Source organism: Halomonas sp. SCS19 (genome assembly GCF_040147015.1).
In the GTDB taxonomy this organism is placed as follows: Bacteria; Pseudomonadota; Gammaproteobacteria; order Pseudomonadales; family Halomonadaceae; genus Halomonas; species Halomonas litopenaei.
Map to the genome: position 1 here is coordinate 3,467,967 of NZ_JAMSHN010000001.1, position 25,051 is coordinate 3,493,017.

The window sequence follows — 25,051 nt, forward strand, 5'->3', positions numbered from 1 at the left end:
TTACTTTCCCCTGACTGGAGCCCCCCATGACATCCTCGTCCACTTCGACCCCTGGTGCCCGCTTTCGTGCGGCGCTCAACGCCAATAGCCCGCTGCCCATCGTCGGCACCATCAACGCCTACACCGCGATGCTGGCCGAGCGGGTCGGGCATCAGGCGATCTATCTGTCCGGCGGTGGCGTTGCCAATGCTTCCTTCGGGTTGCCGGACCTGGGCATGACCACCATGAACGATGTGGTGGAAGACGCCCATCGCATCTGCGGGGCCAGTGACCTTCCGCTGTTGGTGGATATCGATACCGGCTGGGGGGGCGCCTTCAATATCGGGCGTACAGTCAAGGAGATGCAGCGGGCTGGGGTCGCTGCCGTGCACCTGGAAGACCAGGTGGCGCAGAAGCGCTGTGGCCATCGCCCCAACAAGGCGATCGTGTCCCAGCAGGAGATGGTGGATCGGGTCAAGGCTGCTGCCGACGCGCGCATCGATCCGGAGTTCTACCTGATCGCCCGTACCGATGCCTTCCAGAAGGAAGGACTCGACGCGGCCATCGACCGCGCCAACGCCTGCATCGAGGCCGGTGCCGATGCGATCTTCGCCGAGGCGGTGCACACCCTCGACGACTATCGCGCCTTCTGCGAGCGGGTGGATGCCCCGATCCTGGCCAACATCACCGAATTCGGCGCCACCCCGCTGTTCAGTCAGCAGGAACTGGCCGAGGTGGGGTGCAGCATGGTGCTCTACCCGCTGTCGGCGTTCCGCGCCATGAACGCTGCCGCGCTCAAGGTCTACCAGAGCATTCACGACAACGGACACCAGCGCGACGTGGTCGACACCATGCAGACCCGCGACGAACTCTACGACGTGCTGGGCTACCACGACTTCGAGCGCAAGCTCGACGCGCTGTTCGACGAGGGCAAGGACTGAGAGACCCTCGGGCGTCCAGCACGCCTTTCATGCCTTTTTTATAACAACGACCAATGACGAAAATGGAGATACGCCATGGCTGATAAACCGATTGGAGGAGCCGGTCTGCGGGGACAGAGCGCCGGTGCGACCGCACTGTGCACCGTGGGCCAGAGTGGCTCGGGCCTGACCTATCGCGGCTACGACATCAAGGAACTGGCGGACAAGGCCCGCTTCGAGGAGGTGGCCTACCTGCTGCTCAAGGGCAAGTTGCCCAACCAGAGCGAGCTGGATGCCTACATCACCAAGTTGAAGGGCCTGCGCGGTCTGCCCGAGGCGCTCAAGACGGTACTCGAGCAGATCCCGGCGGACGCCCACCCGATGGACGTGATGCGTACCGGTGCTTCGATGCTCGGCAACCTGGAAACCGAGGCCGACTTCAGCCAGCAGCAGGACGTCTCCGATCGCCTGTTGGCGGCGCTGCCCTCGATCATCTGCTATTGGTACCGCTTCAGCCATGGTGGCGTGCGCATCGACACCGAGACCGACGACGAGTCGGTGGGCGGGCACTTCCTGCACCTGCTGCGTGACGAGCCGGCCTCCGAGCTGCATGCCAGGGTGATGAACGTCTCGCTGATCCTCTACGCCGAGCACGAGTTCAACGCCTCGACCTTTACCGCTCGTGTCTGTGCATCGACCCTGTCCGATATGCATTCCTGCGTCACCGGGGCCATCGGCTCCCTGCGTGGCCCGCTGCATGGCGGCGCCAACGAGGCGGCGATGGCGATGATCGAGAACTGGCAGAGCGCCGAAGAAGCCGAGCGCGAAATCCTCGGCAAGCTCGAGCGCAAGGAAAAGATCATGGGCTTCGGACACGCCATCTATCGCGAGTCCGACCCGCGCAACGCCATCATCAAGCACTGGTCGAAGAAGCTCGCCGACGACGTGGGCGACACCCGCCTGTACCCGGTGTCCGAGCGGGTCGAAGCGGTGATGTGGCGCGAGAAGAAGCTGTTCTGCAACGCCGACTTCTTCCACGCCAGCGCCTATCACTTCATGGATATCCCGACCAAGCTGTTCACCCCGATCTTCGTGTGTTCTCGGGTGACCGGCTGGTGCGCCCACGTGTTCGAGCAGCGCGAGAACAATCGCATCATCCGCCCCAGCGCCGACTACACCGGCCCGGCCCACAGCGAATGGGTACCCATCGAAGAGCGTGACTGAGCCCGGGGCTCTCCCGAAGGTACCCCAACGGTATCCCGAGGCTCGAGCGGCGGGGCGCGCGCATGGTCATGGTTGTGGTCATGGTCATGCGCAGGCACAAGTGGCTCCGCCGCCTTCCTACCATATTCGCGCCGCGAGGGCCGTGCCCTCGGGCGCCCGAGACCGTGACGCCCATGAACACCGACTATCGCAAGCCCCTGCCGGGGACCGACCTTGACTACTTCGATACCCGGGAGGCGGTGGACGCCATCTCTCCCGGCGCCTACGACCGACTGCCCTACACCTCCCGGGTGCTGGCCGAGAACCTGGTGCGCCGCTGTCCGCCGGAGGATCTCACGGCGGCGCTGTCCCAGATCATCGAGCGCAAGCGCGAACTCGACTTTCCCTGGTTCCCTGCGCGGGTGGTGTGCCACGACATCCTCGGGCAGACGGCGCTGGTCGACCTGGCCGGCCTGCGTGACGCCATCGCCGAGAAGGGTGGTGATCCGGCCAAGGTCAATCCGGTGGTGCCGACCCAGCTGATCGTCGACCATTCGCTGGCGGTGGAGCACCCGGGATTCGAGGAGGGCGCCTTCGACAAGAACCGCGCCATCGAGGATCGGCGCAACGAGGACCGCTTTCACTTCATCAACTGGACCCGCGAAGCCTTCGAGAACGTCGACGTGATCCCCCCCGGCAACGGCATCATGCACCAGATCAACCTGGAGAAGATGTCGCCGGTGATCCAGGCCCGTGACGGCGTGGCCTTCCCCGACACCCTGGTGGGTACCGACAGCCACACGCCCCACGTGGACGCCCTCGGCGTGATCGCCGTCGGGGTGGGCGGGCTCGAGGCCGAAAGCGTGATGCTGGGGCGTGCCTCCTACATGCGACTGCCTGACATCGTCGGGGTGGAGCTCAGCGGCAAGCCCCAGCCTGGCATCACCGCCACCGATATCGTGCTGGCGCTGACCGAATACCTGCGCAGCGAACGGGTGGTGTCGAGCTATCTCGAGTTCTTCGGTGAAGGCGCGGGGCACCTGACACTGGGTGATCGTGCCACCATCTCCAACATGACGCCGGAGTATGGCGCCACCGCCGCGATGTTCTACATCGACGATCAGACCCTCGACTACCTCAAGCTGACCGGGCGCGAGCCGGAGCAGATCGAACTGGTGGAGACCTACGCCAAGGCCGCCGGCCTGTGGGCCGACAGCCTCGTCAACGCCGACTACGAAAGGGTGTTGCACTTCGACCTGTCCAAGGTGGAGCGCACCCTGGCGGGGCCTTCTAGTCCACACAACCGGGTCTCTACGCGGGAGCTTGCCAGTCGCGGTATCGCCGCTCCTTACGAGCAGAAGGACGGCGAGATGCCCGATGGCGCGGTGATCATCGCCGCCATCACCAGCTGTACCAATACCTCCAATCCGCGCAACGTCATCGCCGCGGGGCTTCTGGCCAAGCGCGCCAACGAGCTGGGCCTGACCCGCAAGCCCTGGGTCAAGACCTCGCTGGCGCCGGGGTCCAAGGCGGTGCAGCTGTATCTGGAGGAGTCGAACCTGCTCGGTGAGCTCGAGCAGCTCGGCTTCGGCATCGTCGGTTTCGCCTGCACCACCTGCAACGGCATGAGTGGTGCGCTCGATCCGGTGATCCAGAAGGAGGTGGTCGAGCGTGATCTCTACGCCACCGCCGTGCTGTCGGGTAACCGCAACTTCGATGGGCGTATCCACCCCTACGCCAAGCAGGCGTTTCTGGCCTCTCCGCCGCTGGTGGTGGCCTACGCCATCGCCGGCAGCGTGCGCTTCGATATCGAGAAGGACGCCCTGGGCGAAGACGCCGAGGGCAACCCGATCACCCTGAAGGATCTGTGGCCGGCGGATGACGAGATCGATGCGATCATCGCCGAGAGCGTCAAGCCGGAGCACTTCCGCGACGTCTACATCCCGATGTTCGACACCACCTTCGACAGGTCGAAGGACATCAGCCCGCTGTACGACTGGCGCGAGATGAGCACCTATATCCGGCGTCCGCCGTACTGGGAGGGTGCGCTGGCCGCCGAGCGCTCGCTGACCGGGCTGCGCGCCCTGGCGGTGCTGGGGGACAACATCACCACCGACCACCTGTCGCCGTCCAATGCCATCCTGCCGACCAGCGCGGCGGGGGAGTACCTGGCCAAGATGGGCCTGCCGGAGGAGGACTTCAATTCCTACGCCACCCATCGAGGTGATCACCTGACCGCCCAGCGGGCGACCTTCGCCAACCCCAAGCTGATCAACGAAATGGCGGTGGTCGACGGTGAGGTCAAGCAGGGCTCACTGGCTCGCCTCGAGCCCGAGGGCGAGGTCATGCGCATGTGGGAGGCCATCGAGACCTACATGGCGCGCAAGCAGCCGCTGATCGTGATCGCCGGGGCCGACTATGGTCAGGGTTCCTCCCGTGACTGGGCTGCCAAGGGTGTGCGTCTGGCCGGTGTCGAGGTCATCGTGGCCGAGGGCTTTGAGCGCATCCACCGCACCAACCTGATCGGCATGGGGGTACTGCCGCTGCAGTTCGAGGAGGGGACCACGCGCAAGACCCTCGGCATCGACGGCAGCGAGACCTTCGATGTCCGCGGCGACATCCAGCCGGGGGCCAGCCTGACCCTGGTGATCAAGCGGCGTGACGGAGAAAGCGTCGAGGTGCCGGTGACCTGTCGTCTCGACACCTTCGAGGAGCTGTCGATCTACGAAGCCGGTGGCGTGCTGCAGCGTTTCGCCCAGGACTTCCTCGAATCGGAGGTGGCGTGATGGCCGCTTTTGCTCCGCAGCTCCGCATTCCCGCCATCTACATGCGTGGCGGCACCAGCAAGGGCACCTTCCTGCGCAAGGACGACCTGCCCGAGGCCGCGCGTGAGCCCGGCCCCGTGCGCGACGCCCTGCTGATGCGTCTGGTCGGTAGCCCCGATCCCTACGCCAAGCACACCGACGGCATGGGTGGCGCCACCTCCAGCACCAGCAAGGTGGTCATCGTCAGCGCCAGCGAGTCGCCGGATCACGATGTCGACTACCTGTTCGGCCAGGTGGCCATCGACAAGGCCTTTGTCGACTGGAGCGGTAACTGCGGCAACCTGTCCTCGGCGGTCGGTCCCTTCGCCATCGAGAGCGGACTGATCCCGCCTGAGCGAATTCCTGCCGACGGCGAGGTGGAGGTACGCATCTGGCAGGCCAACATTGAAAAGACCATCGTCGCCCGAGTGCCGATACAGGACGGTCAGGTGCAGGAAAGCGGTGACTTCGAGCTCGACGGCGTGGCCTTCCCCGCCGCCGAGATCGGCCTGGCCTTCAAGGATCCCGCCGACGGCGAAGGGCGGATGTTCCCGACAGGCCAGGTGGTGGACGAACTCGAGGTTCCCGAGGAGGTGGTGGCCGGAGGTCGCATCCAGGCAACCCTGATCAATGCCGGTATTCCGACCATCTTCGTCAGCGCGGCCGACCTTGGCTATGACGGCACCGAGCTTCAGGACGATATCAATTCAGACCCCGCCACCCTCGATCGGCTCGAGACGTTAAGGGCCCACGGCGCGCTGAAGATGGGCCTGATCTCGAGACTCGAGGAGGCCGCGAACCGTCAGCACACGCCTAAGCTGGCCTTCGTCGCCTCGCCTCGTGGCTACCGGGCCTCCAGCGGCAAGCAGATCGACGAAGGCGATATCGATCTGCTGGTGCGGGCCATGTCCATGGGCAAGCTGCATCACGCCATGATGGGCACCGCGGCCGTGGCCATCGGAGTGGCCGCCGCGGTGCCGGGGACCCTGGTCAGCCAGGCCGCCGGCGGCGACGAGGGGCGCAGTTCGGTGGTCTTCGGTCATCCCTCCGGTACCCTGCGGGTCGGGGCGCGAGCTGAACAGCTGGACGGGGAATGGACCGCCACGGAGGCGACCATGAGCCGCAGTGCCCGCATTCTGATGGAGGGCAAGATCAGGGTGCCGGCGGACGTCCTCGATTCATAATGCTCTCGACCGATGAAGCCCGCCTGTGTCGATACTGGCGCCAGTGGCGCACCACGACGATACTGACAACGGACCTTTTGCATTAGCGCCGCCGCCAGGCGGCGCTGTCGTTCTCCCCCCATTCTCGAACCTCTCGCCATCCGCCCACGCTGGTCCTCGGACTCCCGGCTCTGGCTCAGGTTCAGGCACGCCGGCAGCGGGCGATAGCGCTCACTGGAAGGAGGCAGACATGAGCACCGTCGAATCCAATGTTCGTCCCGACTACGACGACGAACTCAAGGCCATCGCCGACTATGCGCTGGACGCCGTCATCGATAGTGACGAGGCCTTCGATACCGCACGCCACTGCCTGATGGATACCTTGGGCTGTGGCCTGCTGGCATTGCGCTTCCCAGAATGCACCAAGCATCTGGGGCCGCTGGTGGAAGGCACCCAGGTGCCATGTGGCTCGCGGGTGCCTGGCACGTCCTATCGACTGGACCCGATCAAGGCGGCCTTCGATATCGGAGCCATGGTGCGCTGGCTGGACTACAACGATACCTGGCTCGCGGCGGAGTGGGGGCACCCGTCGGACAATCTGGGCGGTATCCTGGCGGTGGCCGACCATCTCTCACAGTGCCGCGTGGCCAGAGGCGAAGCCCCGTTGGTCATGCACGAGGTGCTCGATGCGATGATACGGGCACACGAGATACAGGGCGTGCTGGCACTGGAGAACTCGTTCAATCGTGTCGGACTGGACCACGTGCTACTGGTCAAGGTGGCGTCCACTGCCGCTATCGCCAGGCTGCGCGGCGCCAGTCGTGAGCAGACGCTGTCGGCGCTATCCCATGCCTTCGTCGACGGTCAGAGCCTGCGCACCTACCGCCATGCTCCCAATGCCGGTTCGCGCAAGAGCTGGGCCGCCGGTGACGCCACCTCGCGGGCGGCGCGTCTGGTGGACATCGCGATGCGCGGGGAAATGGGCATACCCGGCGTCCTGAGCGCTTCCCATTGGGGCTTCTGTGATGTCTCCTTCAGTCACTCCAATCGTGATCTCTCGCTGAAACCCGAGGACACCCGGCGTCTACGTCTGCCTCAGTCGTTTGGCAGCTACGTGATGGAGAACATCCTGTTCAAGCTTTCCTTCCCCGCAGAGTTTCATGCCCAGACGGCCTGCGAGGCGGCGGTCACCCTGCACCCCGAGGTCAAGGGGCGGCTGGATGAGATCGAGCGCATCGAGCTGACTACCCATGAGTCGGCAATACGCATCATCTCCAAGGAAGGGGCGCTGGCCAACCCGGCAGATCGAGACCACTGCCTGCAGTACATGGTGGCGGTACCGCTGATGCTGGGTGAGCTTCAGGCCGAGCACTACGAGGATGACTTTCATCAGGCTCATCCGGAGATCGATGAGCTGCGGGCAAGGATGGTGGTCGTCGAGGACGAGGGCTATACACGGGACTATCTGGACCCGGACAAGCGATCGATCGCCAACGCGGTCAGGGTGGTGTTCACCGATGGTAGTGCGACCGACAAGGTGGAGGTGGCCTATCCCATTGGTCATCGCCGTCGTCGCGAAGAGGGCATGGCGGTGCTCGAGGCCAAGTGTCGACGCCACCTGGCCACCCGATTCGCCCCCGGACGTTGCGACGAGATCATGACGCTGTATCAGGACGCCGAGCGCCTGGCGGCGACGCCGGTTCATCGCTTTGTCGATCTGCTGGTGCTGTAGAGACCAACGAGGGGAGGGCGGTGGCTTGGGCAGCGTGGGCAGCGCTGTCCCCGGGCGTACCCATGGGCCTGCAAAATCCGTCGCCGGGCAGGCTTAGCCTTTGGTCGAAATTTTTTTACACGAAGTGCTTGCCAAGGCCGGCCCCGATCCGTAAAGTACGCATCCGCTGCCGACGACGAGCAAACGTCACAGGCGGTGAAGAGTGGTAAAAGTGATTGTTTTGAAAAGGCTTTTTGAAGTCTTCGAAAAATTCTCCACTTGACGGGCAACGAGAAATCGGTAAAATGCTCGCCACTCGATCGGAGTCGCCAGGACGGCATCGCAGGATGCGCGTCAGGCTCGCTTCGCTTTCTTGGGTCCTGCAGGCATCGCTTGCACGGCGAAAAAAAGAAAGCCTTGACGAAACGCTTCGATTCTGTAGAATACGCCTTCCTCGCAGGGCGCTGCGCCAACAGGCGCTGCAAAGCGAAAAGCTCTTTAAAAATTGATCAGGTAATTCATGTGGGCGCTTGCCGATGAGTCAGTGACACTGTCACTGAAATATCAAGGCAAGCGACTCGTCAAACGAGACGTTTGAACCTTGAGCCAAGTTTGGTCCGCTTAACGGACTATCAGACTTTAAACTGAAGAGTTTGATCATGGCTCAGATTGAACGCTGGCGGCAGGCCTAACACATGCAAGTCGAGCGGAAACGATCCTAGCTTGCTAGGAGGCGTCGAGCGGCGGACGGGTGAGTAATGCATAGGAATCTGCCCGGTAGTGGGGGATAACCTGGGGAAACCCAGGCTAATACCGCATACGCCCTACGGGGGAAAGCAGGGGATCTTCGGACCTTGCGCTATCGGATGAGCCTATGTCGGATTAGCTAGTTGGTGAGGTAACGGCTCACCAAGGCTGCGATCCGTAGCTGGTCTGAGAGGATGATCAGCCACATCGGGACTGAGACACGGCCCGAACTCCTACGGGAGGCAGCAGTGGGGAATATTGGACAATGGGCGAAAGCCTGATCCAGCCATGCCGCGTGTGTGAAGAAGGCCTTCGGGTTGTAAAGCACTTTCAGTGAGGAAGAAAGCCTTGAGGTTAATACCCTCGAGGGAGGACATCACTCACAGAAGAAGCACCGGCTAACTCCGTGCCAGCAGCCGCGGTAATACGGAGGGTGCGAGCGTTAATCGGAATTACTGGGCGTAAAGCGCGCGTAGGCGGCTTGATAAGCCGGTTGTGAAAGCCCCGGGCTCAACCTGGGAACGGCATCCGGAACTGTCAGGCTAGAGTGCAGGAGAGGAAGGTAGAATTCCCGGTGTAGCGGTGAAATGCGTAGAGATCGGGAGGAATACCAGTGGCGAAGGCGGCCTTCTGGACTGACACTGACGCTGAGGTGCGAAAGCGTGGGTAGCAAACAGGATTAGATACCCTGGTAGTCCACGCCGTAAACGATGTCGACTAGCCGTTGGGCTCCTTGAGAGCTTTGTGGCGCAGTTAACGCGATAAGTCGACCGCCTGGGGAGTACGGCCGCAAGGTTAAAACTCAAATGAATTGACGGGGGCCCGCACAAGCGGTGGAGCATGTGGTTTAATTCGATGCAACGCGAAGAACCTTACCTACCCTTGACATCGAGAGAACTTTCCAGAGATGGATTGGTGCCTTCGGGAACTCTCAGACAGGTGCTGCATGGCTGTCGTCAGCTCGTGTTGTGAAATGTTGGGTTAAGTCCCGTAACGAGCGCAACCCTTGTCCCTATTTGCCAGCGATTCGGTCGGGAACTCTAGGGAGACTGCCGGTGACAAACCGGAGGAAGGTGGGGACGACGTCAAGTCATCATGGCCCTTACGGGTAGGGCTACACACGTGCTACAATGGCCGGTACAATGGGTTGCGAATCCGCGAGGTGGAGCTAATCCCATAAAGCCGGTCTCAGTCCGGATCGGAGTCTGCAACTCGACTCCGTGAAGTCGGAATCGCTAGTAATCGTGAATCAGAATGTCACGGTGAATACGTTCCCGGGCCTTGTACACACCGCCCGTCACACCATGGGAGTGGACTGCACCAGAAGTGGTTAGCCTAACTTCGGAGGGCGATCACCACGGTGTGGTTCATGACTGGGGTGAAGTCGTAACAAGGTAGCCGTAGGGGAACCTGCGGCTGGATCACCTCCTTAAACGACACGTCATCTGACTGTCGGTAAGTGCTCACAATGAATTACCTGATCGATAGAGCGGTTAACGGAACTTTAAGTTGGACGTTTGTGCTTCATTAGCAAGCCACAAGCCGCCAGCTTAGAGTTTTGTGCTCTAATGCTCTTTAACAATGTATATCATGCTGACAAAGTAAGATACGTTTCAAGCGTATCCGGCAATTGTCGTGACATCATCGATTGACAGACCCTTTGGGGTTATATGGTCAAGCGATGAAGCGCATACGGTGGATGCCTAGGCAGTCAGAGGCGATGAAAGACGTGGAAGCCTGCGATAAGGTTCGGCGAGGTGGCAAACGACCTGCGACCCGGACATCTCTGAATGGGGAAACCCACCCAAGGTAACTTGGGTATCTCATGTTGAATATATAGACATGAGAGGCGAACCGGGGGAACTGAAACATCTAAGTACCCCGAGGAAAAGAAATCAACCGAGATTCCCCTAGTAGCGGCGAGCGAACGGGGACCAGCCCTTAAGCAACACAACTGGTAGGTGAACAGACTGGGAAGTCTGGCCATAGTGGGTGATAGCCCCGTAACCGAAACCTGAGTGTTGTGAAATCGAGTAGGTCGAGGCACGTGAAACCTTGACTGAAGACGGGGGGACCATCCTCCAAGGCTAAATACTCCTGACTGACCGATAGTGAACCAGTACCGTGAGGGAAAGGCGAAAAGAACCCCGGAGAGGGGAGTGAAATAGATCCTGAAACCGTATGCGTACAAGCAGTGGGAGCCAACTTGTTTGGTGACCGCGTACCTTTTGTATAATGGGTCAGCGACTTATTTTCAGTGGCGAGCTTAACCGTATAGGGGAGGCGTAGAGAAATCGAGTCTTAACTGGGCGACCAGTCGCTGGAAATAGACCCGAAACCGGGCGATCTATCCATGAGCAGGTTGAAGGTTGAGTAACATCAACTGGAGGACCGAACCAGGATCTGTTGAAAAAGATTTGGATGACTTGTGGATCGGAGTGAAAGGCTAATCAAGCCCGGAGATAGCTGGTTCTCCTCGAAAGCTATTTAGGTAGCGCCTCACGTATCACCGCCGGGGGTAGAGCACTGTTTCGGCTAGGGGGTCATCCCGACTTACCAACCCGAGGCAAACTCCGAATACCGGTGAGTGCAAGCGTGGGAGACACACAGCGGGTGCTAACGTCCGTTGTGAAAAGGGAAACAACCCAGACCGTCAGCTAAGGTCCCGAAATCCTGGTTAAGTGGGAAACGATGTGGGAAGGCTTAGACAGCTAGGAGGTTGGCTTAGAAGCAGCCATCCTTTAAAGAAAGCGTAATAGCTCACTAGTCGAGTCGGCCTGCGCGGAAGATGTAACGGGGCTCAAACCAGGTACCGAAGCTACGGGTGTGTTCGCATCACTTAAGGTGATTCGATAGTGTCAGTTCGCTGCCATCGCGAAGCGATGGCAAAGCGCTTCCCGAACGTTGAGTCGGGCAGGGCAAGGTGAACGGCCTGAGTCATTTTAAGGATGCGAACACGCGGTAGAGGAGCGTCGTGTAAGCCGATGAAGGTGTGTTGAGAAGCATGCTGGAGGTATCACGAGTGCGAATGCTGACATGAGTAACGACAAGGGGAGTGAAAAACTCCCCCGCCGGAAGACCAAGGGTTTCTGTTCGACGCTAATCGGAGCAGAGTGAGTCGGCCCCTAAGGCGAGGCCGAAAGGCGTAGTCGATGGGAAACGGGTCAATATTCCCGTACCTCACAGTATTGCGATGGGGGGACGAAGAAGGCTAGGTGAGCCAGGCGTTGGTTGTCCTGGTGAAAGCCGGTAGGCTGAGGATTCAGGTAAATCCGGATCCTCAAGGCCGAGAGGCGAGACGAACTGACTACGGTCAGGAAGTCATCGATGCCACGCTTCCAGGAAAAGCCTCTAAGCTTCAGATACTGTGAGACCGTACCCCAAACCGACACAGGTGGTCAGGTAGAGAATACCAAGGCGCTTGAGAGAACTCGGGTGAAGGAACTAGGCAAAATGGTGCCGTAACTTCGGGAGAAGGCACGCCGCATTAGGGTGAAGGTCCTCGCGACCGGAGCCTGACGCGGTCGAAGATACCAGGTGGCTGCAACTGTTTATTAAAAACACAGCACTCTGCAAACGCGCAAGCGGACGTATAGGGTGTGACGCCTGCCCGGTGCCGGAAGGTTAAGTGATGGTGTTAGCTCACGCGAAGCTCCTGATCGAAGCCCCGGTAAACGGCGGCCGTAACTATAACGGTCCTAAGGTAGCGAAATTCCTTGTCGGGTAAGTTCCGACCTGCACGAATGGCGTAATGATGGCCACGCTGTCTCCACCCGAGACTCAGTGAAATTGAAATCGCAGTGAAGATGCTGTGTACCCGCGGCTAGACGGAAAGACCCCGTGAACCTTTACTACAGCTTCACACTGGACGCTGATGTTGCTTGTGTAGGATAGCTGGGAGGCTTTGAAACCCTGTCGCCAGATGGGGTGGAGCCAACCTTGAAATACCAGCCTGGCATCATTGGCGTTCTAACTCAGGACCGTAATCCGGTTCGAGGACCGTGTGTGGTGGGTAGTTTGACTGGGGCGGTCTCCTCCCAAAGAGTAACGGAGGAGCACGAAGGTACCCTCAGCACGGTTGGAAATCGTGCAGTGAGTGCAAGAGCATAAGGGTGCTTAACTGCGAGACAGACACGTCGAGCAGATACGAAAGTAGGTTCTAGTGATCCGGTGGTTCTGTATGGAAGGGCCATCGCTCAACGGATAAAAGGTACTCCGGGGATAACAGGCTGATACCGCCCAAGAGTTCACATCGACGGCGGTGTTTGGCACCTCGATGTCGGCTCATCACATCCTGGGGCTGAAGTCGGTCCCAAGGGTATGGCTGTTCGCCATTTAAAGTGGTACGCGAGCTGGGTTTAGAACGTCGTGAGACAGTTCGGTCCCTATCTGCCGTGGGCGTTGGAGATTTGAGAAGCGCTGCTCCTAGTACGAGAGGACCGGAGTGGACGTACCTCTGGTGTTCCGGTTGTCACGCCAGTGGCATTGCCGGGTAGCTATGTACGGACGGGATAACCGCTGAAAGCATCTAAGCGGGAAGCCCCCTTCAAGATGAGATCTCCCTGAGGCCTTGAGCCTCCTAAAGGACCCAGCAAGACCAGCTGGTTGATAGGCCGGGTGTGGAAGCGCTGCAAGGCGTTGAGCTAACCGGTACTAATGGTCCGTGAGGCTTGACCATATAACACCCAAAGGGTTTTGGTCGATGATGTCTCGAATTAATTGACGGATACGATGAAACGTATCGCCAGCATGATATACATTGCCTTTTTCCGCCTGACGACCATAGCGAGTGGGAACCACCTGATCCCTTGCCGAACTCAGAAGTGAAACCGCTCAGCGCCGATGGTAGTGTGGGGTCTCCCCATGCGAGAGTAGGTCATCGTCAGGCATTTATTTAGAAGAAGCCCAATTCCGAGAGGAGTTGGGCTTTTTCGTACGCATGGGGAAGACCCCTCTCTTTATATGTGGGGCCGCGCCGATAACCCCCTCGGCGCGGTCCGGCCTGGCTCTGCTCGAGGGCGGGCTCGCGTCGTTCGTCACCCCTTGCAGCTTCGCTGCAGTTCTTCTGAAGAGCGTCGGGGTGACTCACCCCCATGCGAGGGCGCTGTTGTTTGTGTGACGCCCTGAGGTCGTATACCCCTCCAGTGGCATGCTGGCATGACCGGAAAAAGACTCAAGCGTTGAACCATCGCGCTGTTCAGGGGGTGGTCACGCGGCGTCGACATTGTCATGCTTTTTTTACGATACGCCTGGAACGGGTTCCAGGCGCGTCGCCGGGTTCGATTCGCGCATGAGGCGCGGTGAATCCTTTCCCTTCAGCCACAGAGCTGTCATGAAATCGCGGAATCCTCCGTGCTTCCTTCATGCCCATCAGGGCGCCATTCATCTTTCCCAAAAGGAGAGTCCGACAGCCTGACCCTAGTCTGCTGTCGCTACCCACCACATGAGTCATACCACCGCTTCCTCCGACTCGCGGGCTTCTTCGGCCGGTTCTCGACTGGGTGATCCCATCGTGCTCATCTTGAGCATCGGCTTCATCATGGGCTTCGTCGCCCTGTCTGTGTACGACATCGAGATGGTTGCCAACGGCATCTCGGCAGGCTTTGCCTGGACCGCCAAGACCCTGGGCAGCTATTTCCAGCTGTTGTTGCTGGCGACCTTCTTCATCGCCATGGGCATCGCCGTGTCACCCAGCGCCAAGGCGCGTATCGGCAATCTCGAGACGCCAGAGATCAGTACCTTCAAGTGGCTGTCGATGATCATGTGCACGCTGCTCGCGGGCGGCGGTGTGTTCTTCGCCGCCGGTGAGCCGGTCTATCACTTCGTGGTGACGCCGCCGGCCTTCGACAGCGAAGCCGGGACGGCCGAGGCCATTTCAGGGGCTCTGGCCCAGTCGTTCATGCACTGGGGGCTGCTGGCCTGGGCCGTGCTGGGTACGCTGGCGTCGGTGGTGCTGGCTCATGCCCACTACGTCAAGGGACAGCCGCTGCAGCCGCGGACCCTGCTGTATCCGGTGCTGGGCGAAAAGGTCATGAAGGGGCCCTTCGGTGGCCTGGTCGACGCTCTGTGCGTAATCGCCGTGGTGGCGGGTACCGTCGGCCCCATCGGTTTTCTGGCGACTCAGGTCAGCTTCGGTTTTCATGAGCTGTTCGGTGTCAGTGAAGGCTACAGCACCCAATTGATGGTGCTTGCTGCTCTGGGGGTGGTGTACGTGACCTCGGCGGTCACCGGGATCCACAAGGGGATCCAGATCCTCAGCCGCTTCAACGTGTTTCTGGCTCTGGCGATCGCTGCCACGATCTTTATCCTGGGACCGACGCTGTTTCTGACCGATGCCTTTACCCAGGGGGCGGGCGCCTATCTGAGCTCGTTCTTCGAGATGGCGACCATGACCACCCAGACCGCACCGGACTGGTGGATGCAGTGGTGGACGGTGTTCTTCTTTGCCTGGTTTATCGGTTACGGCCCGCTGATGGCGATCTTCGTCGCTCGTATTTCTCGTGGACGCTCCATCCGGCAGATGATTCTGGCAGTGGCGGTGATGGCGCCTGTGGCCACCATGATCTGGTTCACCCTGCTGGGTGGTTCCGGCATCTACTATCAACTGAGCGGTGCCATCGATCTGACCGAGGCGCTGAACAACTTCCAGTTTGATGTCGCGACCCTGACCGTGGCCCAGGCGCTGCCCGGCGGAAGCCTGATGGCCATGGCCATCCTGCTGTTGACCACCATCTTCGTGGCGACGACCGGTGACTCCATGAGCTACGCCATTTCCGTGGTCGGTGCCGGTCACGACGAGCCCAATGCTCTGGTTCGTGCCTTCTGGGGCATCGCCATGGCGCTGATGGCCGCCATTCTGCTGAGAATGGGTGCAGGCCAGATCAGTGCCCTGCAGCAGTTTATCGTGATCACCGCCATCCCGGTGTCGCTGGTATTGCTGCCGACATTGTGGACGGCCCCTCGGGCGGCTCGTCAGATGGCCAAGGAGCAGGGCATCCTGTAATTGGGACATCGCCTCTGTTGGCCGCGGCCTGATGGCTCTGCAGGTTGAGTCCTGATTGCGGCCTCCGCTCCATTGTCTGCCCCCGACGCTTGCGTCGGGGGCAGTTTTGTATAAGGGGTGGCTATCCGGCAGTCGCTACCGGATCGGCAAGTTGTGCGTCTTCCTGCGCGAGCTTGTCTCAGCGTGCCGGGTGTGTCGCACCCGGTGCGTCAAGCTGACCTTCGAGGCTGGGGGAAGGGCCGCGCGACTCGTCGACAGGCGCCGTGACTGCTACCATGATCGACTTTCGTCGATCCTCTGGAGTGCCCCCGTGAACTTGACCACGCCGGCCCTGCTGTTTCCCGCCATTTCATTGCTGTTGCTGGCCTATACCAATCGCTTCCTGACCCTGGCCGGACTGATCCGCAAGCTGGCGGAGCAGGTAAAGGAGGGGGAAGAGGATCACGTCACCCAGATCCGACTACTGCGACGGCGCATCTCGCTGACCAAGCGAATGCAGATCGCTGGGGTTTTCGCTTTTCTGCTGTGTACCCTGTCGATGTTTGCGCTGTTCCTGTCATGGACGCCGCTGGGTATGCTGCTGTTCGGCATCAGCCTGGCATCGCTGTCGATATCCCTGGTGTTTTCGCTGTGGGAGGTGGTGATCTCCACCAACGCCCTGAACGTTCAGTTGAAGGATATCGAACTGACCGCCGAGGGACGCGCCGGACTCGACTGGAGAAAGAGAACCTTTACCCATGACGCCTGATCAAATCCTTCTATTCTGTCGCCCGGGGTTCGAGCCGGACCTGGCCGCCGAGCTTACGGACCGCCTGCACGCTGAGTTCCTGGCCGAAGGCGAGGGCGCCAGCGTCGAGCCCCTGATGGAGGAGGGGCTGGTCAGGGTCAGCATGGACGGCGAGCACCCGGCCAATGACTTGCATCGTCGCCTGCGTCTCGACGAGCTGGTATTTGCCCGTCAGTCGTTGCTGGCCCTGCCGGAGCTCTCGCTGTCCCGGGACGATCGACTCTCGCCCATCTTCGAGCAGCTCAAGGCCTGTGGCTGGAGCTTCGAGTCGATCTGGCAGGAGACCCCGGATACCAACGAGGCCAAGGCGCTGAGTAGCCTGTTGAAGGCGTTGGAACGCCCGCTCAACTCCCAGCTCAAGAAGCGTGGTGCCTTGCGGCGCAAGGCGGGAGGACGACGGCTGCACCTGGTCTGGCGTGACGGTGACCGGGTCCAGCTGGCGATGAGCTTTCCCGGCAATCGCAGTGAATTCCCCGGCGGCATTCGACGTCTGCGCTTCCCCCACGCTGCGCCAAGCCGATCGACCTTGAAGCTCGAGGAGGCCTGGCATGAATTCGTGCCGCGTGACGAGTGGGACGAGCGGCTCGGGGAGGGCATGCAGGCGGCGGATCTTGGTGCTGCCCCGGGGGGCTGGACCTGGCAGCTGGTGCAGCGGGGGATGCAGGTCTACGCCATCGACAATGGCCCCATGGACAAGGCCCTGATGGCCAGCGGCATGGTCGAGCATCTGCGTGAGGATGGCTTCGTGTGGGAGCCGCCGATGCGCCTGGACTGGCTGGTCTGCGACATCGTCGACAAGCCCTCGCGCGTCATCACCATGATGGAGCGTTGGCTGTTGCAGCGCTGGTGTCGCGAGGCGGTGTTCAACTTGAAGCTGCCGATGAAGAAGCGCTGGGAGGAGGTATCGCTGTGTCTTTCCGGCCTCGCGTCACGCTTGCAGGAGGCCGGGGTTCGGGCCGAAATACGCTGTCGTCACCTCTATCACGACAGGGAAGAGGTCACCGTGCACGTTCGCCTCGATTGAGGCGGCGACACGGGCAGCAGATGGGCGTGGGTCAGTAGGCCGGTTCGAAGATCCGGACGTTCTCTGCCTCGGTCAGCAGCGGCTGGACGTGCTGCATCACTCTTTCTCGGGCCTCGCTGTTGTACCATGCCTTCCAGGCGCGCAGATCGCGCCACTTGGTGATCATCAGACGGCGGTCGGAGCGTCCTTGTTCGACCAGGCTCTCGCCGCCGAAGAAGCCATCGGCGCCCAGCGACTGGCGCATGGCCTCTCGTGCGGCCTGCTCGTATTCTTCTTCCAGGCCCGGCATGATGCGGCGCTCGATGATGATCTTGATCATGCTTTCACTCCAACTCCGAGGTATTGATGGTGGATTCTTCCGATGCGCTGCCCGCAAGCGACAAGGAACTGGATACCAGCGGTCTGTTCTGCCCTGAACCGATCATGATGATGCACAACGCGGTGCGGGACATGAGTCCTGGCCAGGTGCTCAAGGTCACGGCGACAGATCCGGCGACCACCCGAGATGTGCCCAAGTTCTGCCAGTTTCTCGGGCACGAGCTGGTGGAGCATCGCAGTCTTGAAGATGGCTCGCACTTCTACTTTATCCGGCTGGGATAAGATTGCCGAGGGAGGGGACTCAACGCTTGAGCCCCCTCCCTGGTGATGACGCTGATCCTGACGCTCCTTCCGACGCTCCTTCTTACGTTATGGCGCGGCTTCCTCATCGTCGTCAGGCATGACCATCATGGCCAGAGCTTCCAGCGTCGCCGGGTCTTCCTGGCGAATACGATTGGCGATCTGGCGCTGGAAGAAGTACACCACCCGGTGTCGGCTGTGGCCCGGGTAGAGGCAGGCGTCGCCGGGCAGTACCGGGACGGTTTCGATCAGGTTCTCGTCGGCCAGCAGGGACTCGATGGTGCCATCGCTGTACAGGCGCCAGCCGAAGACCTGCTTGAGCTGCCAGGGCGCGCCTTCCTCGTCCATGCACAGGGCGTGGGTACCCTGATGATCCGGCAGGCTCTGGATCAGGGTGGTTTCGCGGGTATCCTCGTATTCGAAGTAGGCCGCCGCGTGGGCCAGTTCCATTTCCTTGTGTTCCGGGGGCTGGTCGAACAGCTCCTCGGTTTCCGGATCACGGTAGCCGACGAAGTGACCGTGGTCCGGATCGTCGAGCTGCTCGCATGGCGTCAGCGACTCCATCCACGGGACCAGCCCGACAATATCGCCGTTCTCACGCATCCCCCAGGCCAGTATCGGCATGCCGTACAGGGTATCCGGGTGCGCGTCGAGTCGGTACACCATCTCCAGTCCATCGAGCTCCGGGGCCAGGCGAACCAGGCGTCTGCGGGCCAGTTGGCGTTGGCGCATGCTCTCCAGGTCGATGACCCGAGCGGGGCGGGGTGACAGTGGAATGCCCATGATCTCCCTCCAGCGGCTGCTTGCTTACGGCATCGCATCTCGGCCCGGGGCCGGACGCTGCGCTCTACGTCCCTGTTCTCATCAATAGCACAGACTCATCAACTAGCGTAAGTCCTCGTGGGTATCACAGCGTTGACGCCATTGCTGACGCAACCACAGGTGATCGTCTCGTACGCGCACGAAACTTGCCAGTGGCGTGGTTTCGGCTTCGAGCTCGAGCCATTGCCGGCGGTAGTCCTGAAAGGCCTGGCTGCCCGCCACATGGGCGTCCAGCAGTCGGTCCATGCCTGCGAACCAGCGTAGCGCCTGCGTCTCGAGGCGCTCAAGTGACGCTAGGGTGTCGCCTTCCTCGGGCAGCGTCGTCGTCTGTGAACATGCCGCATCAGCGCCGGTCCGGTCGTTGTCTGAGCCATGGCGGGAGGCGAGGGCGCGCTCTAGCAGTCGACTGGCTTCCTCGAGGCGTTGGCTTGCCAGCATCAGGGCGCGCATCAGCTCGGCACTCAGTGGACGATCCCGCAGGGTGGCAAGCGCCTGTTCCAGTGGCCCGGACTCTGGCGTCCACTGGCGGTCGAACTGGTGGATGACCGCTTCGTTCAGATAGCCAAGCGCCGCAAGCTGCTCGTCGACCGCCGAGAGTTCGTCGAGAGGCAGGGGAGAGCTTGCCCGCGAGAAGCTGCCGGTCCACTCCTCGGAGGAGACCAGGGCGTTGTAGCTGGCCAGCGGTAGCTGGCGTGTCTTGATGTCGGTCAGGCGAGCCAGGCGCTGGCGGTCACCCTCGGCCAGGGCGTCGGCGGCCTCGGCGTTCCAGCAGGCGCTGAGGCGGCGCCACAGACGCAGCTCGTAGAGCCAGCGCTGGCTGGGGGCGGCGGTCTTGCCAAGCTGGTTGTTGCGCTCGGCGACCAGGTTGGCGATATGGCAGCCGCGCAGGGCAAAGACGTCGAGCATGCCTTCCCTGATCGGCGGGATCTCGAGCGTCAACTGACGGCGTTCGGGGAAGTCGCCGATGTTTGCCACCGGCGCGGGCTCCGGTGGTGGCTGGTCGAGTGCCTTGGCTAGCCGCTGTTGATAGGCCAGCAGATCACGTTCCAGCGCCGAGTCGCCACAGCCCACCAGCAGCGACAGGCAGGAGGTGAGCAGCAGCCGCCACCGGCCAGGACGAAAGCCGTTCATGCTCAGCCGTCCTCCGCGCGCCTGGCAACGCTTCGGGCCTTGCGCCGGAAGCGCTCACCGAGCAGCAGCGCGGCGACGGTCAGCCCCGCGATCAGCCCGATCCAGTAGCCGTGTACCCCCATCGGTTCGATCCAGTCGCCAACCCCGTAGCGTCCCAGCAGGTGGCCGCCGCCGAGGCCGACCAGCCAGTACGCCAGCAGGGTGATGAACATGATCACCCGGGTATCCTTGTAGCCGCGCAGGGCGCCGGCGAGGGCCACCTGCAGGGAATCCGATACCTGATAGAGCATCGCCAGCCCCACCAGCGACAGGGTCAGTGTCTGGACCTCGACGTTATGGGTGTAGAGCCCGACGATGGTCTCCGCCGTCAGCCACAGCAGCAGGCTGTTGAACAGCGCCACCAACAGCGCGATCAGGATGCCGTTCCAGGCCACCAGTCGCGCCAGCCGAGGGTCGCCACCGCCGAGGGTGTTGCCGACCCGCACCGTCAAGGCCATACCCAGTGACAGCGGCAGCATGAACAGTACCGAGGTGTAGTTGAGCGCCACCTGGTGAGCGGCCACCACGATCTCGCCGAGGCTTGCGATAAACAGCGCGATCAGGGTGAACAGGGTGACCTCGACAAAGATCGCCACACCGATGGGAACGCCCACGTAGAGCAGTTCGGCGATCATCCGGGGATTCGGACGGGTGGGCGAGTGCCACAGTTCGATACTGCCATAGGCGCGGCTCTTCTGGGTGTAACGGACCATCGCCAGGGTCATCACCCACATGGCGATGGCGGTGGCGATGCCGCAGCCATAGGCGCCCAGTGCCGGCAGGTCGGCCAACCAGCCGGGGGTGGCGTCGCCCAGTAGGCGAGTAAAACCGTCGCCACCGTAGATCAGCACATAGTTGCTGGGAATATTCACGGCCAGCCCGATCAGGCTGATCCACAACGCCGGCCGGGTATGATTGACCCCGTCGGAGAACGCTCGCAGTGCCAGAAAGATAGCGACGCCGGGCATTCCGAAGGCCACTGCGCCAACATAGTCACGCGCGCGTTCTGCCACTTCCGGCGGCACTTCCATCCAGGCGAATACCGGCGCCACCGCCAGGCGCAGCAACAGCGCCGAGACCAGCCCCAGTACCAGGCCCACCCACAGCGCCTGGTGCACGTTGGGGCGAATGCCCGCCTGGCGCCCGCCCCCCAGCAGCTGGGCGACGATCGGCGTCAGCCCCATCAGGGTTCCGGTCATGAACAGCATCAAGGGCATCCACAGACTTGCACCGACGGAGACCGCGGCGAGGTCGGTGGCGCTCTGGCGGCCAGTCATCATGATATCGACGACGCTCATGCCGGCCTGGGCCAGTTGGGCACCACAGATGGGCAATGCCAGACGGATCAAGGGCCAGCTCTCGCGGCGGCTGGTGGCGCCGAGGCCGGTGGGGAAAGGACGCACGTTGGTGGGCTCCATGCAAAGAATACGGGCTTCTTGCCCTGGTGCCTTGAGTCAGCGGGCCGCTGTCGGGACAGACGGCCAAGAGGTGATCGCCGGGCAAGCGCCGACTCGGGACACGGGGTACCGTGAGAGTGTACCAGCGATGCACCATCTTGGCGCCGCAGGCCCTGGTGCCAGAGTGCGAAGGCCGAGCGCCGTCATCGGTGTCTGGTCAATCAAACCAGCGATGTCGCCAGAATCGAATGCTTCGAGAGTTTGGCTGTGCGCCAAGCCTTGGTATCCTTGCCGGCTCGCGCCAATCGGCATCGGCCACTGTTCTCGCCAGGCGGGTTCGGCAATCGTTGTCGGCAGGCGCCCTTGGCAAGCGCCCTCGCCAACATCGCTCGGTAGTGGCGCGCGGGAACAGCCTGCCGCCGCTTTTGACAAACGCCCGAACTGAAGGAGCCCTTGTGGAGCACCGCCTGGAAGACGTGATCGAACTGTTCGATGGGCTGTTTCTGGGCCCCTGCAATACCCGTCTGGTGCGTGGCGGTGATGAGCCCCTGTATCTGCCCGCCGACGAACAGGTGCCCTGGCATCGGGTGATCTTTGCGCGGGGCTTTTTTGCCAGCGTACTGCACGAGGTCAGCCACTGGTGTATCGCCGGGCCGCGTCGGCGACTACTGGAAGACTACGGCTACTGGTACGAGCCTGACGGTCGCAGCGAGATGCAGCAGCAGGCCTTCGAGAAGGTCGAGGTGGCGCCCCAGGCGCTGGAGCGCATCTTCAGCGAGGCGGCCGGGCTGACCTTTCACGTCAGCGTCGACAACCTCGGCGAGGTGGAGGTCGATCGTGAAGGCTTCGCCCGACGGGTGGCCGAGCGTGCCCGCCGTTACCGTGACGAAGGACTGCCGCGCCGTGCGGCAGCCTTCGAAGCGGCGCTGCGCGGCTTCTATCGGCAAGGGCTGGCGTTGAGCGAGGCGATCGAGCTCGGACGAGAGCAGCTCGAGCCTGCCATCGCCTGATGGTGTCGGTCACTCGATGACGTCAAGATCATCGGGTAGCAGCACCCTGCCATCATAGTCGGCGCGAACCTCGTCAAGCACGCTCTCCCGCGGGGCCGAGTAGTGCAGAACATGGGTCAGCACCAGGGTGCCGGGACGCGCTTCCCGGGCCAACTCTGCCAGTTCATCGCTCAGCGTGTGGGCGTATTGATGGTAGGCCTGCCACTGCGGTGACAGTTGTTCCCACCCCTGACGGCTGATCACCTCGTGGATCAGTACGTCTGCGCCGCTTGCCTGGCGACGCACTTCCTCGGAAAGCGACGTGTCGCCCGAGATCACCAGGGTCAGGTCATCGGTGACGACCTTGTAGCCGTAGGCCTGCTCCCAGTCTCCATGAGTTACTCCGAAGGCGTGGATGCTGATGCCGGGTGACTCGTGGACCAGCCCCTCCTTCTCGATTTCGGTCACCAGGGCCCTGGCCGCCGCTGGATTGGTGACAGGGCTCTTGTCGGCCAGGCGCGTATTGGTGTCCTCGGCCAGCATGGTGTAGACCCCTTGGCTCATGGCCTCGGTACCCACCGGGCCGACCACCGAGATGGGCTGTTCGCGGCGCCACCAGTAGGTGCCGAGCAGTTCCGGGTAATCCAGTACATGGTCGCTGTGGAGGTGGGTCAGAAACAGCCGCTCGATGTTCACCGGGGCGAGCGCTTCGATGCCCATTCGCTCCTGGGCCTGGCTGGCGCGCTCGACGACGCCGGGGCCAACATCGAAGAGATAGGCCTCGCCATCATGGATGACCGCGACCCCCGAACCGGCCCGCTCTCCGTCGGGTACCGGGGTGCCGGTGCCCAGCATCACGATACTGGTGTCGGCCTGGGCGGAGGTAGACAGGGTTGCGCTGAAAAGGGCTGCGCTGGCCAGAGCCAGAAAGGTGGCGATGGCGCGGGGGGCAGGTCGGGGTCCGGCAAGACGCCGGGGCTGGGCAAAAGACGTGGCAATGTTCGTAGTAATGGGCATGGGGTCACTCTCTCGAAGCTTATTGTTCGGATGGCGTACTTAAGTTCGATTTGTTGGGAAGAACAAGCCTGGCCCGAGAGGAGGGAGGAGACCAGTCGACCAAGGTATACCGCGACCACCACGCGGGGGTGACGCCAGCCGCTGCTTTGCTTCGCGCCGGGAGGGGCGGTACTGCTTCGTGACCAAGCGATAGTTCGCGAGAACGCCTGAAGCCCTGGTAACAGGGGATGGAGCTATGGGAGGGCTGACGGGAGGACTGCTGGTAGGACTGACGGCCCGAGTCGCACCGTCAGCGGTCGCATTTCGTTTGCGGTCTCAGTCGCTGTCGCTGAGTCGCTTGTGCAGATGCAACATTACCTCTACCTCCTGCTCCGGACGCATGGGCTCGAGGCCCAGTTCGGCAAACAGCTCGTTGCGGGCGCGCGCCCACTCGCCAGGATCCAGGTCGGGATAGAGGGATTCTGCCGGGGCCAGCTCGACGAAGGGGTCGAGACCGTAGGTGTCGAACAGCCGTGAGATGGCCGCCTCGTCGTCGAATACGCCGGCGGTCAGCAGGGTGGCATTGAAGTGATCGGTTTCCAGTTCACGAATCACGTCCAGCGGACTCACGCCGATGCTGGCCAGCTCCTCGCGGCTGTAGTCGCCGAGGGACACCGTCTCGGCATCGAGCCAGTCCTCGTCGGGCTGGATCAGGGTGTGCTTGATGCGGCCATCGTCGAGGCTCCAGGCGATGGCCAGGGGCAGATCGCCGTCGCCGCCGGTCTCCACGGCGATAAAGGCAGGCATGTCGCCCATGTCAGGACTCCTTGATATCGAAGAAGGCGCGGGCCGTCGCGGTGCTGCTGGCGGCAAGCTCAGCTTCGCTTTCGCCGCGCCAGTGGGCGATCTCTCGCACGATCCAGGGCAGCAGCGCCGGCTCGTGGCGGCGGCCCTTGAGCTTGGCCGGCAGATTACGCGGCAACAGGTAGGGACAGTCGGTCTCCACCATCAGTCGATTGGCGGCGATGTCGCCTACCAGATCACGTAGATGATGGCCCCTGCGCTCGTCGCAGATCCAGCCGGTCAGGCCAATGTGCAGGTCAAGATCCAGGTAGCCGTGGAGCGTCTCGCGATCCGCGGTGAAGCAATGTATCACCGCCCGTGAAATATCATCTCGCCAGTCGCCGAGGATGTCACGCATTCGGGCACCGGCGTCGCGCTCGTGCAGGAACAATGGCAGCCCCGACTCGGCAGCCAGGGCGAGTTGCGCCTCGAAGGCGCGTTCCTGTTCGGCCGGGGTCGAGAAGTTGCGATTGAAGTCGAGGCCACATTCTCCCACCGCGACCACTTGGGGCTTTTGGTGTAGCTCGGCCATGGCGGCTTCGAGCTCCGGACCCCATTCGCTGGCCTGGTGCGGGTGAATGCCGGCGGTGGCGTAAAGGCCTTCGTGGGCCTGGCACAGGGCCACCGCCTGTTCGGCATGCTCACGATCGGTACCGGTGAGAATCAGCGTCTCGACGCCGGCCGCGCGGGCACGGGCGAGGGTGGCATCGATATCGTGGGTAAAGCTCTCGTGGGTCAGGTTGGCGCCGATGTCGACCAGAGGGGCAGGCGAGTGAAAGCGCAGCGGCTCCGGCAGCGGGTTCGGCAGCGTCTCGTCTGGGGCTGGCTTGTCTGGGACGGACAACGCGGTCTCCTTGGGGCGGCTATATCGATGG

Annotated in this window: 17 protein-coding genes, 3 rRNA genes and 1 pseudogene; 13 read left to right on the plus strand and 8 right to left on the minus strand. The window is 62.0% G+C overall.

Going from position 1 to position 25,051, the window contains the following annotated elements:
- Positions 1-26 precede the first annotated feature (26 nt).
- The 11 genes from prpB to rlmM all read left to right on the plus strand — a co-directional run bounded on the left by prpB (position 27) and on the right by rlmM (position 17,341).
- The gene (prpB, locus tag NFH97_RS15020; RefSeq protein WP_045993771.1) at positions 27-920 is read left to right on the plus strand and encodes a methylisocitrate lyase; all 894 of its coding nucleotides are present in this window, start codon (positions 27-29) and stop codon (positions 918-920) included.
- Positions 921-995: 75 nt separating this feature from the next.
- A complete protein-coding gene (gene prpC / locus NFH97_RS15025; protein WP_349625071.1) occupies positions 996-2,123 on the plus strand; it encodes a bifunctional 2-methylcitrate synthase/citrate synthase in 1,128 nt (375 codons plus the stop codon).
- A gap of 173 nt (positions 2,124-2,296) precedes the next feature.
- Positions 2,297-4,888 carry a Fe/S-dependent 2-methylisocitrate dehydratase AcnD gene (gene acnD / locus NFH97_RS15030; protein WP_045993769.1) on the plus strand — a complete coding sequence of 864 codons (2,592 nt, stop codon included), beginning with the start codon at positions 2,297-2,299 and terminating at the stop codon, positions 4,886-4,888.
- Positions 4,888-6,090 (plus strand): 2-methylaconitate cis-trans isomerase PrpF, encoded by a 1,203-nt coding sequence (prpF, locus tag NFH97_RS15035; protein WP_108450039.1) that lies wholly within the window; start codon positions 4,888-4,890, stop codon positions 6,088-6,090. Before acnD ends, prpF begins: the two co-directional genes overlap by 1 nt.
- A gap of 229 nt (positions 6,091-6,319) precedes the next feature.
- Complete coding sequence (locus NFH97_RS15040; protein WP_349625072.1) at positions 6,320-7,801, plus strand: bifunctional 2-methylcitrate dehydratase/aconitate hydratase; 1,482 nt, start codon at positions 6,320-6,322, stop codon at positions 7,799-7,801.
- Between the two features lie 620 nt (positions 7,802-8,421).
- Positions 8,422-9,959, plus strand: a 16S ribosomal RNA gene (locus NFH97_RS15045).
- A 240-nt stretch (positions 9,960-10,199) separates the two neighbouring features.
- A 23S ribosomal RNA gene (locus NFH97_RS15050) occupies positions 10,200-13,205 on the plus strand.
- A 94-nt stretch (positions 13,206-13,299) separates the two neighbouring features.
- Positions 13,300-13,415, plus strand: a 5S ribosomal RNA gene (rrf, locus tag NFH97_RS15055).
- The 16S, 23S and 5S rRNA genes sit together here, the layout of an rRNA operon.
- A gap of 555 nt (positions 13,416-13,970) precedes the next feature.
- On the plus strand, positions 13,971-15,530 hold the full coding sequence (locus NFH97_RS15060; RefSeq protein ID WP_045992980.1) for a BCCT family transporter: 1,560 nt from the start codon (positions 13,971-13,973) through the stop codon (positions 15,528-15,530).
- 310 nt (positions 15,531-15,840) lie between these two features.
- Positions 15,841-16,278: a DUF2721 domain-containing protein gene (locus tag NFH97_RS15065; protein WP_108449027.1), complete on the plus strand. Its 438-nt coding sequence runs from the start codon at positions 15,841-15,843 to the stop codon at positions 16,276-16,278.
- On the plus strand, positions 16,268-17,341 hold the full coding sequence (gene rlmM, locus NFH97_RS15070; RefSeq protein ID WP_045992978.1) for a 23S rRNA (cytidine(2498)-2'-O)-methyltransferase RlmM: 1,074 nt from the start codon (positions 16,268-16,270) through the stop codon (positions 17,339-17,341). Before NFH97_RS15065 ends, rlmM begins: the two co-directional genes overlap by 11 nt.
- Before the next feature lie 31 nt (positions 17,342-17,372).
- Here rlmM and NFH97_RS15075 read toward each other — a convergent pair whose 3' ends face one another.
- Complete coding sequence (locus NFH97_RS15075; RefSeq protein WP_045992977.1) at positions 17,373-17,660, minus strand: antibiotic biosynthesis monooxygenase family protein; 288 nt, start codon at positions 17,658-17,660, stop codon at positions 17,373-17,375.
- A 26-nt stretch (positions 17,661-17,686) separates the two neighbouring features.
- Here NFH97_RS15075 and tusA point away from each other — a divergent pair, with 26 nt between their 5' ends.
- A complete protein-coding gene (gene tusA, locus NFH97_RS15080; RefSeq protein WP_045992976.1) occupies positions 17,687-17,941 on the plus strand; it encodes a sulfurtransferase TusA in 255 nt (84 codons plus the stop codon).
- 87 nt (positions 17,942-18,028) lie between these two features.
- Here the strand turns inward: tusA and NFH97_RS15085 are convergent, their stop codons facing one another.
- The 4 genes and pseudogenes from NFH97_RS15085 to NFH97_RS15095 form a co-directional block, all read right to left on the minus strand.
- The gene (locus tag NFH97_RS15085; protein WP_045992975.1) at positions 18,029-18,742 is read right to left on the minus strand and encodes a hypothetical protein; all 714 of its coding nucleotides are present in this window, start codon (positions 18,740-18,742) and stop codon (positions 18,029-18,031) included.
- Between the two features lie 98 nt (positions 18,743-18,840).
- On the minus strand, positions 18,841-19,068 hold the full coding sequence (locus tag NFH97_RS21230) for a prepilin-type N-terminal cleavage/methylation domain-containing protein (RefSeq protein WP_446718525.1): 228 nt from the start codon (positions 19,066-19,068) through the stop codon (positions 18,841-18,843).
- Positions 18,971-19,912: pseudogene (locus NFH97_RS15090) on the minus strand (DUF3080 family protein); the annotation flags it as partial. The pseudogene NFH97_RS15090 and the gene NFH97_RS21230, both read right to left, overlap by 98 nt.
- 2 nt (positions 19,913-19,914) lie before the next feature.
- Positions 19,915-21,354, minus strand: a complete 1,440-nt coding sequence (locus NFH97_RS15095) for an MATE family efflux transporter (RefSeq protein WP_287849243.1) — start codon at positions 21,352-21,354, stop codon at positions 19,915-19,917.
- Between the two features lie 449 nt (positions 21,355-21,803).
- Between NFH97_RS15095 and NFH97_RS15100 the strand changes: the two genes are divergently transcribed.
- On the plus strand, positions 21,804-22,358 hold the full coding sequence (locus tag NFH97_RS15100) for an elongation factor P hydroxylase (protein WP_045992972.1): 555 nt from the start codon (positions 21,804-21,806) through the stop codon (positions 22,356-22,358).
- A gap of 9 nt (positions 22,359-22,367) precedes the next feature.
- On the opposite strand, the gene NFH97_RS15105 is transcribed toward NFH97_RS15100, so the two are convergent.
- The 3 genes from NFH97_RS15105 to NFH97_RS15115 form a co-directional block, all read right to left on the minus strand.
- A complete protein-coding gene (locus NFH97_RS15105; protein ID WP_287165379.1) occupies positions 22,368-23,354 on the minus strand; it encodes an MBL fold metallo-hydrolase in 987 nt (328 codons plus the stop codon).
- Between the two features lie 315 nt (positions 23,355-23,669).
- Positions 23,670-24,149, minus strand: a complete 480-nt coding sequence (locus tag NFH97_RS15110) for a hypothetical protein (protein ID WP_108133207.1) — start codon at positions 24,147-24,149, stop codon at positions 23,670-23,672.
- Position 24,150: 1 nt separating this feature from the next.
- Complete coding sequence (locus tag NFH97_RS15115; protein WP_349625073.1) at positions 24,151-25,020, minus strand: TatD family hydrolase; 870 nt, start codon at positions 25,018-25,020, stop codon at positions 24,151-24,153.
- Positions 25,021-25,051: the final 31 nt, after the last annotated feature.

What these genes read in the sequence shown, in the direction of transcription:
- prpC (WP_349625071.1), top strand. Translation starts at nt 996, where the DNA reads ATGGCTGATAAACCGATTGGAGGAGCCGGTCTGCGGGGACAGAGCGCC.
- NFH97_RS15060 (WP_045992980.1), top strand. Translation starts at nt 13,971, where the DNA reads ATGAGTCATACCACCGCTTCCTCCGACTCGCGGGCTTCTTCGGCCGGT.
- prpB (WP_045993771.1), top strand. Translation starts at nt 27, where the DNA reads ATGACATCCTCGTCCACTTCGACCCCTGGTGCCCGCTTTCGTGCGGCG.
- rlmM (WP_045992978.1), top strand. Translation starts at nt 16,268, where the DNA reads ATGACGCCTGATCAAATCCTTCTATTCTGTCGCCCGGGGTTCGAGCCG.
- NFH97_RS15040 (WP_349625072.1), top strand. Translation starts at nt 6,320, where the DNA reads ATGAGCACCGTCGAATCCAATGTTCGTCCCGACTACGACGACGAACTC.
- tusA (WP_045992976.1), top strand. Translation starts at nt 17,687, where the DNA reads ATGGTGGATTCTTCCGATGCGCTGCCCGCAAGCGACAAGGAACTGGAT.
- NFH97_RS15085 (WP_045992975.1), bottom strand. Translation starts at nt 18,742, where the DNA reads ATGGGCATTCCACTGTCACCCCGCCCCGCTCGGGTCATCGACCTGGAG.
- prpF (WP_108450039.1), top strand. Translation starts at nt 4,888, where the DNA reads ATGGCCGCTTTTGCTCCGCAGCTCCGCATTCCCGCCATCTACATGCGT.
- NFH97_RS15105 (WP_287165379.1), bottom strand. Translation starts at nt 23,354, where the DNA reads ATGCCCATTACTACGAACATTGCCACGTCTTTTGCCCAGCCCCGGCGT.
- NFH97_RS15075 (WP_045992977.1), bottom strand. Translation starts at nt 17,660, where the DNA reads ATGATCAAGATCATCATCGAGCGCCGCATCATGCCGGGCCTGGAAGAA.
- acnD (WP_045993769.1), top strand. Translation starts at nt 2,297, where the DNA reads ATGAACACCGACTATCGCAAGCCCCTGCCGGGGACCGACCTTGACTAC.
- NFH97_RS15110 (WP_108133207.1), bottom strand. Translation starts at nt 24,149, where the DNA reads ATGGGCGACATGCCTGCCTTTATCGCCGTGGAGACCGGCGGCGACGGC.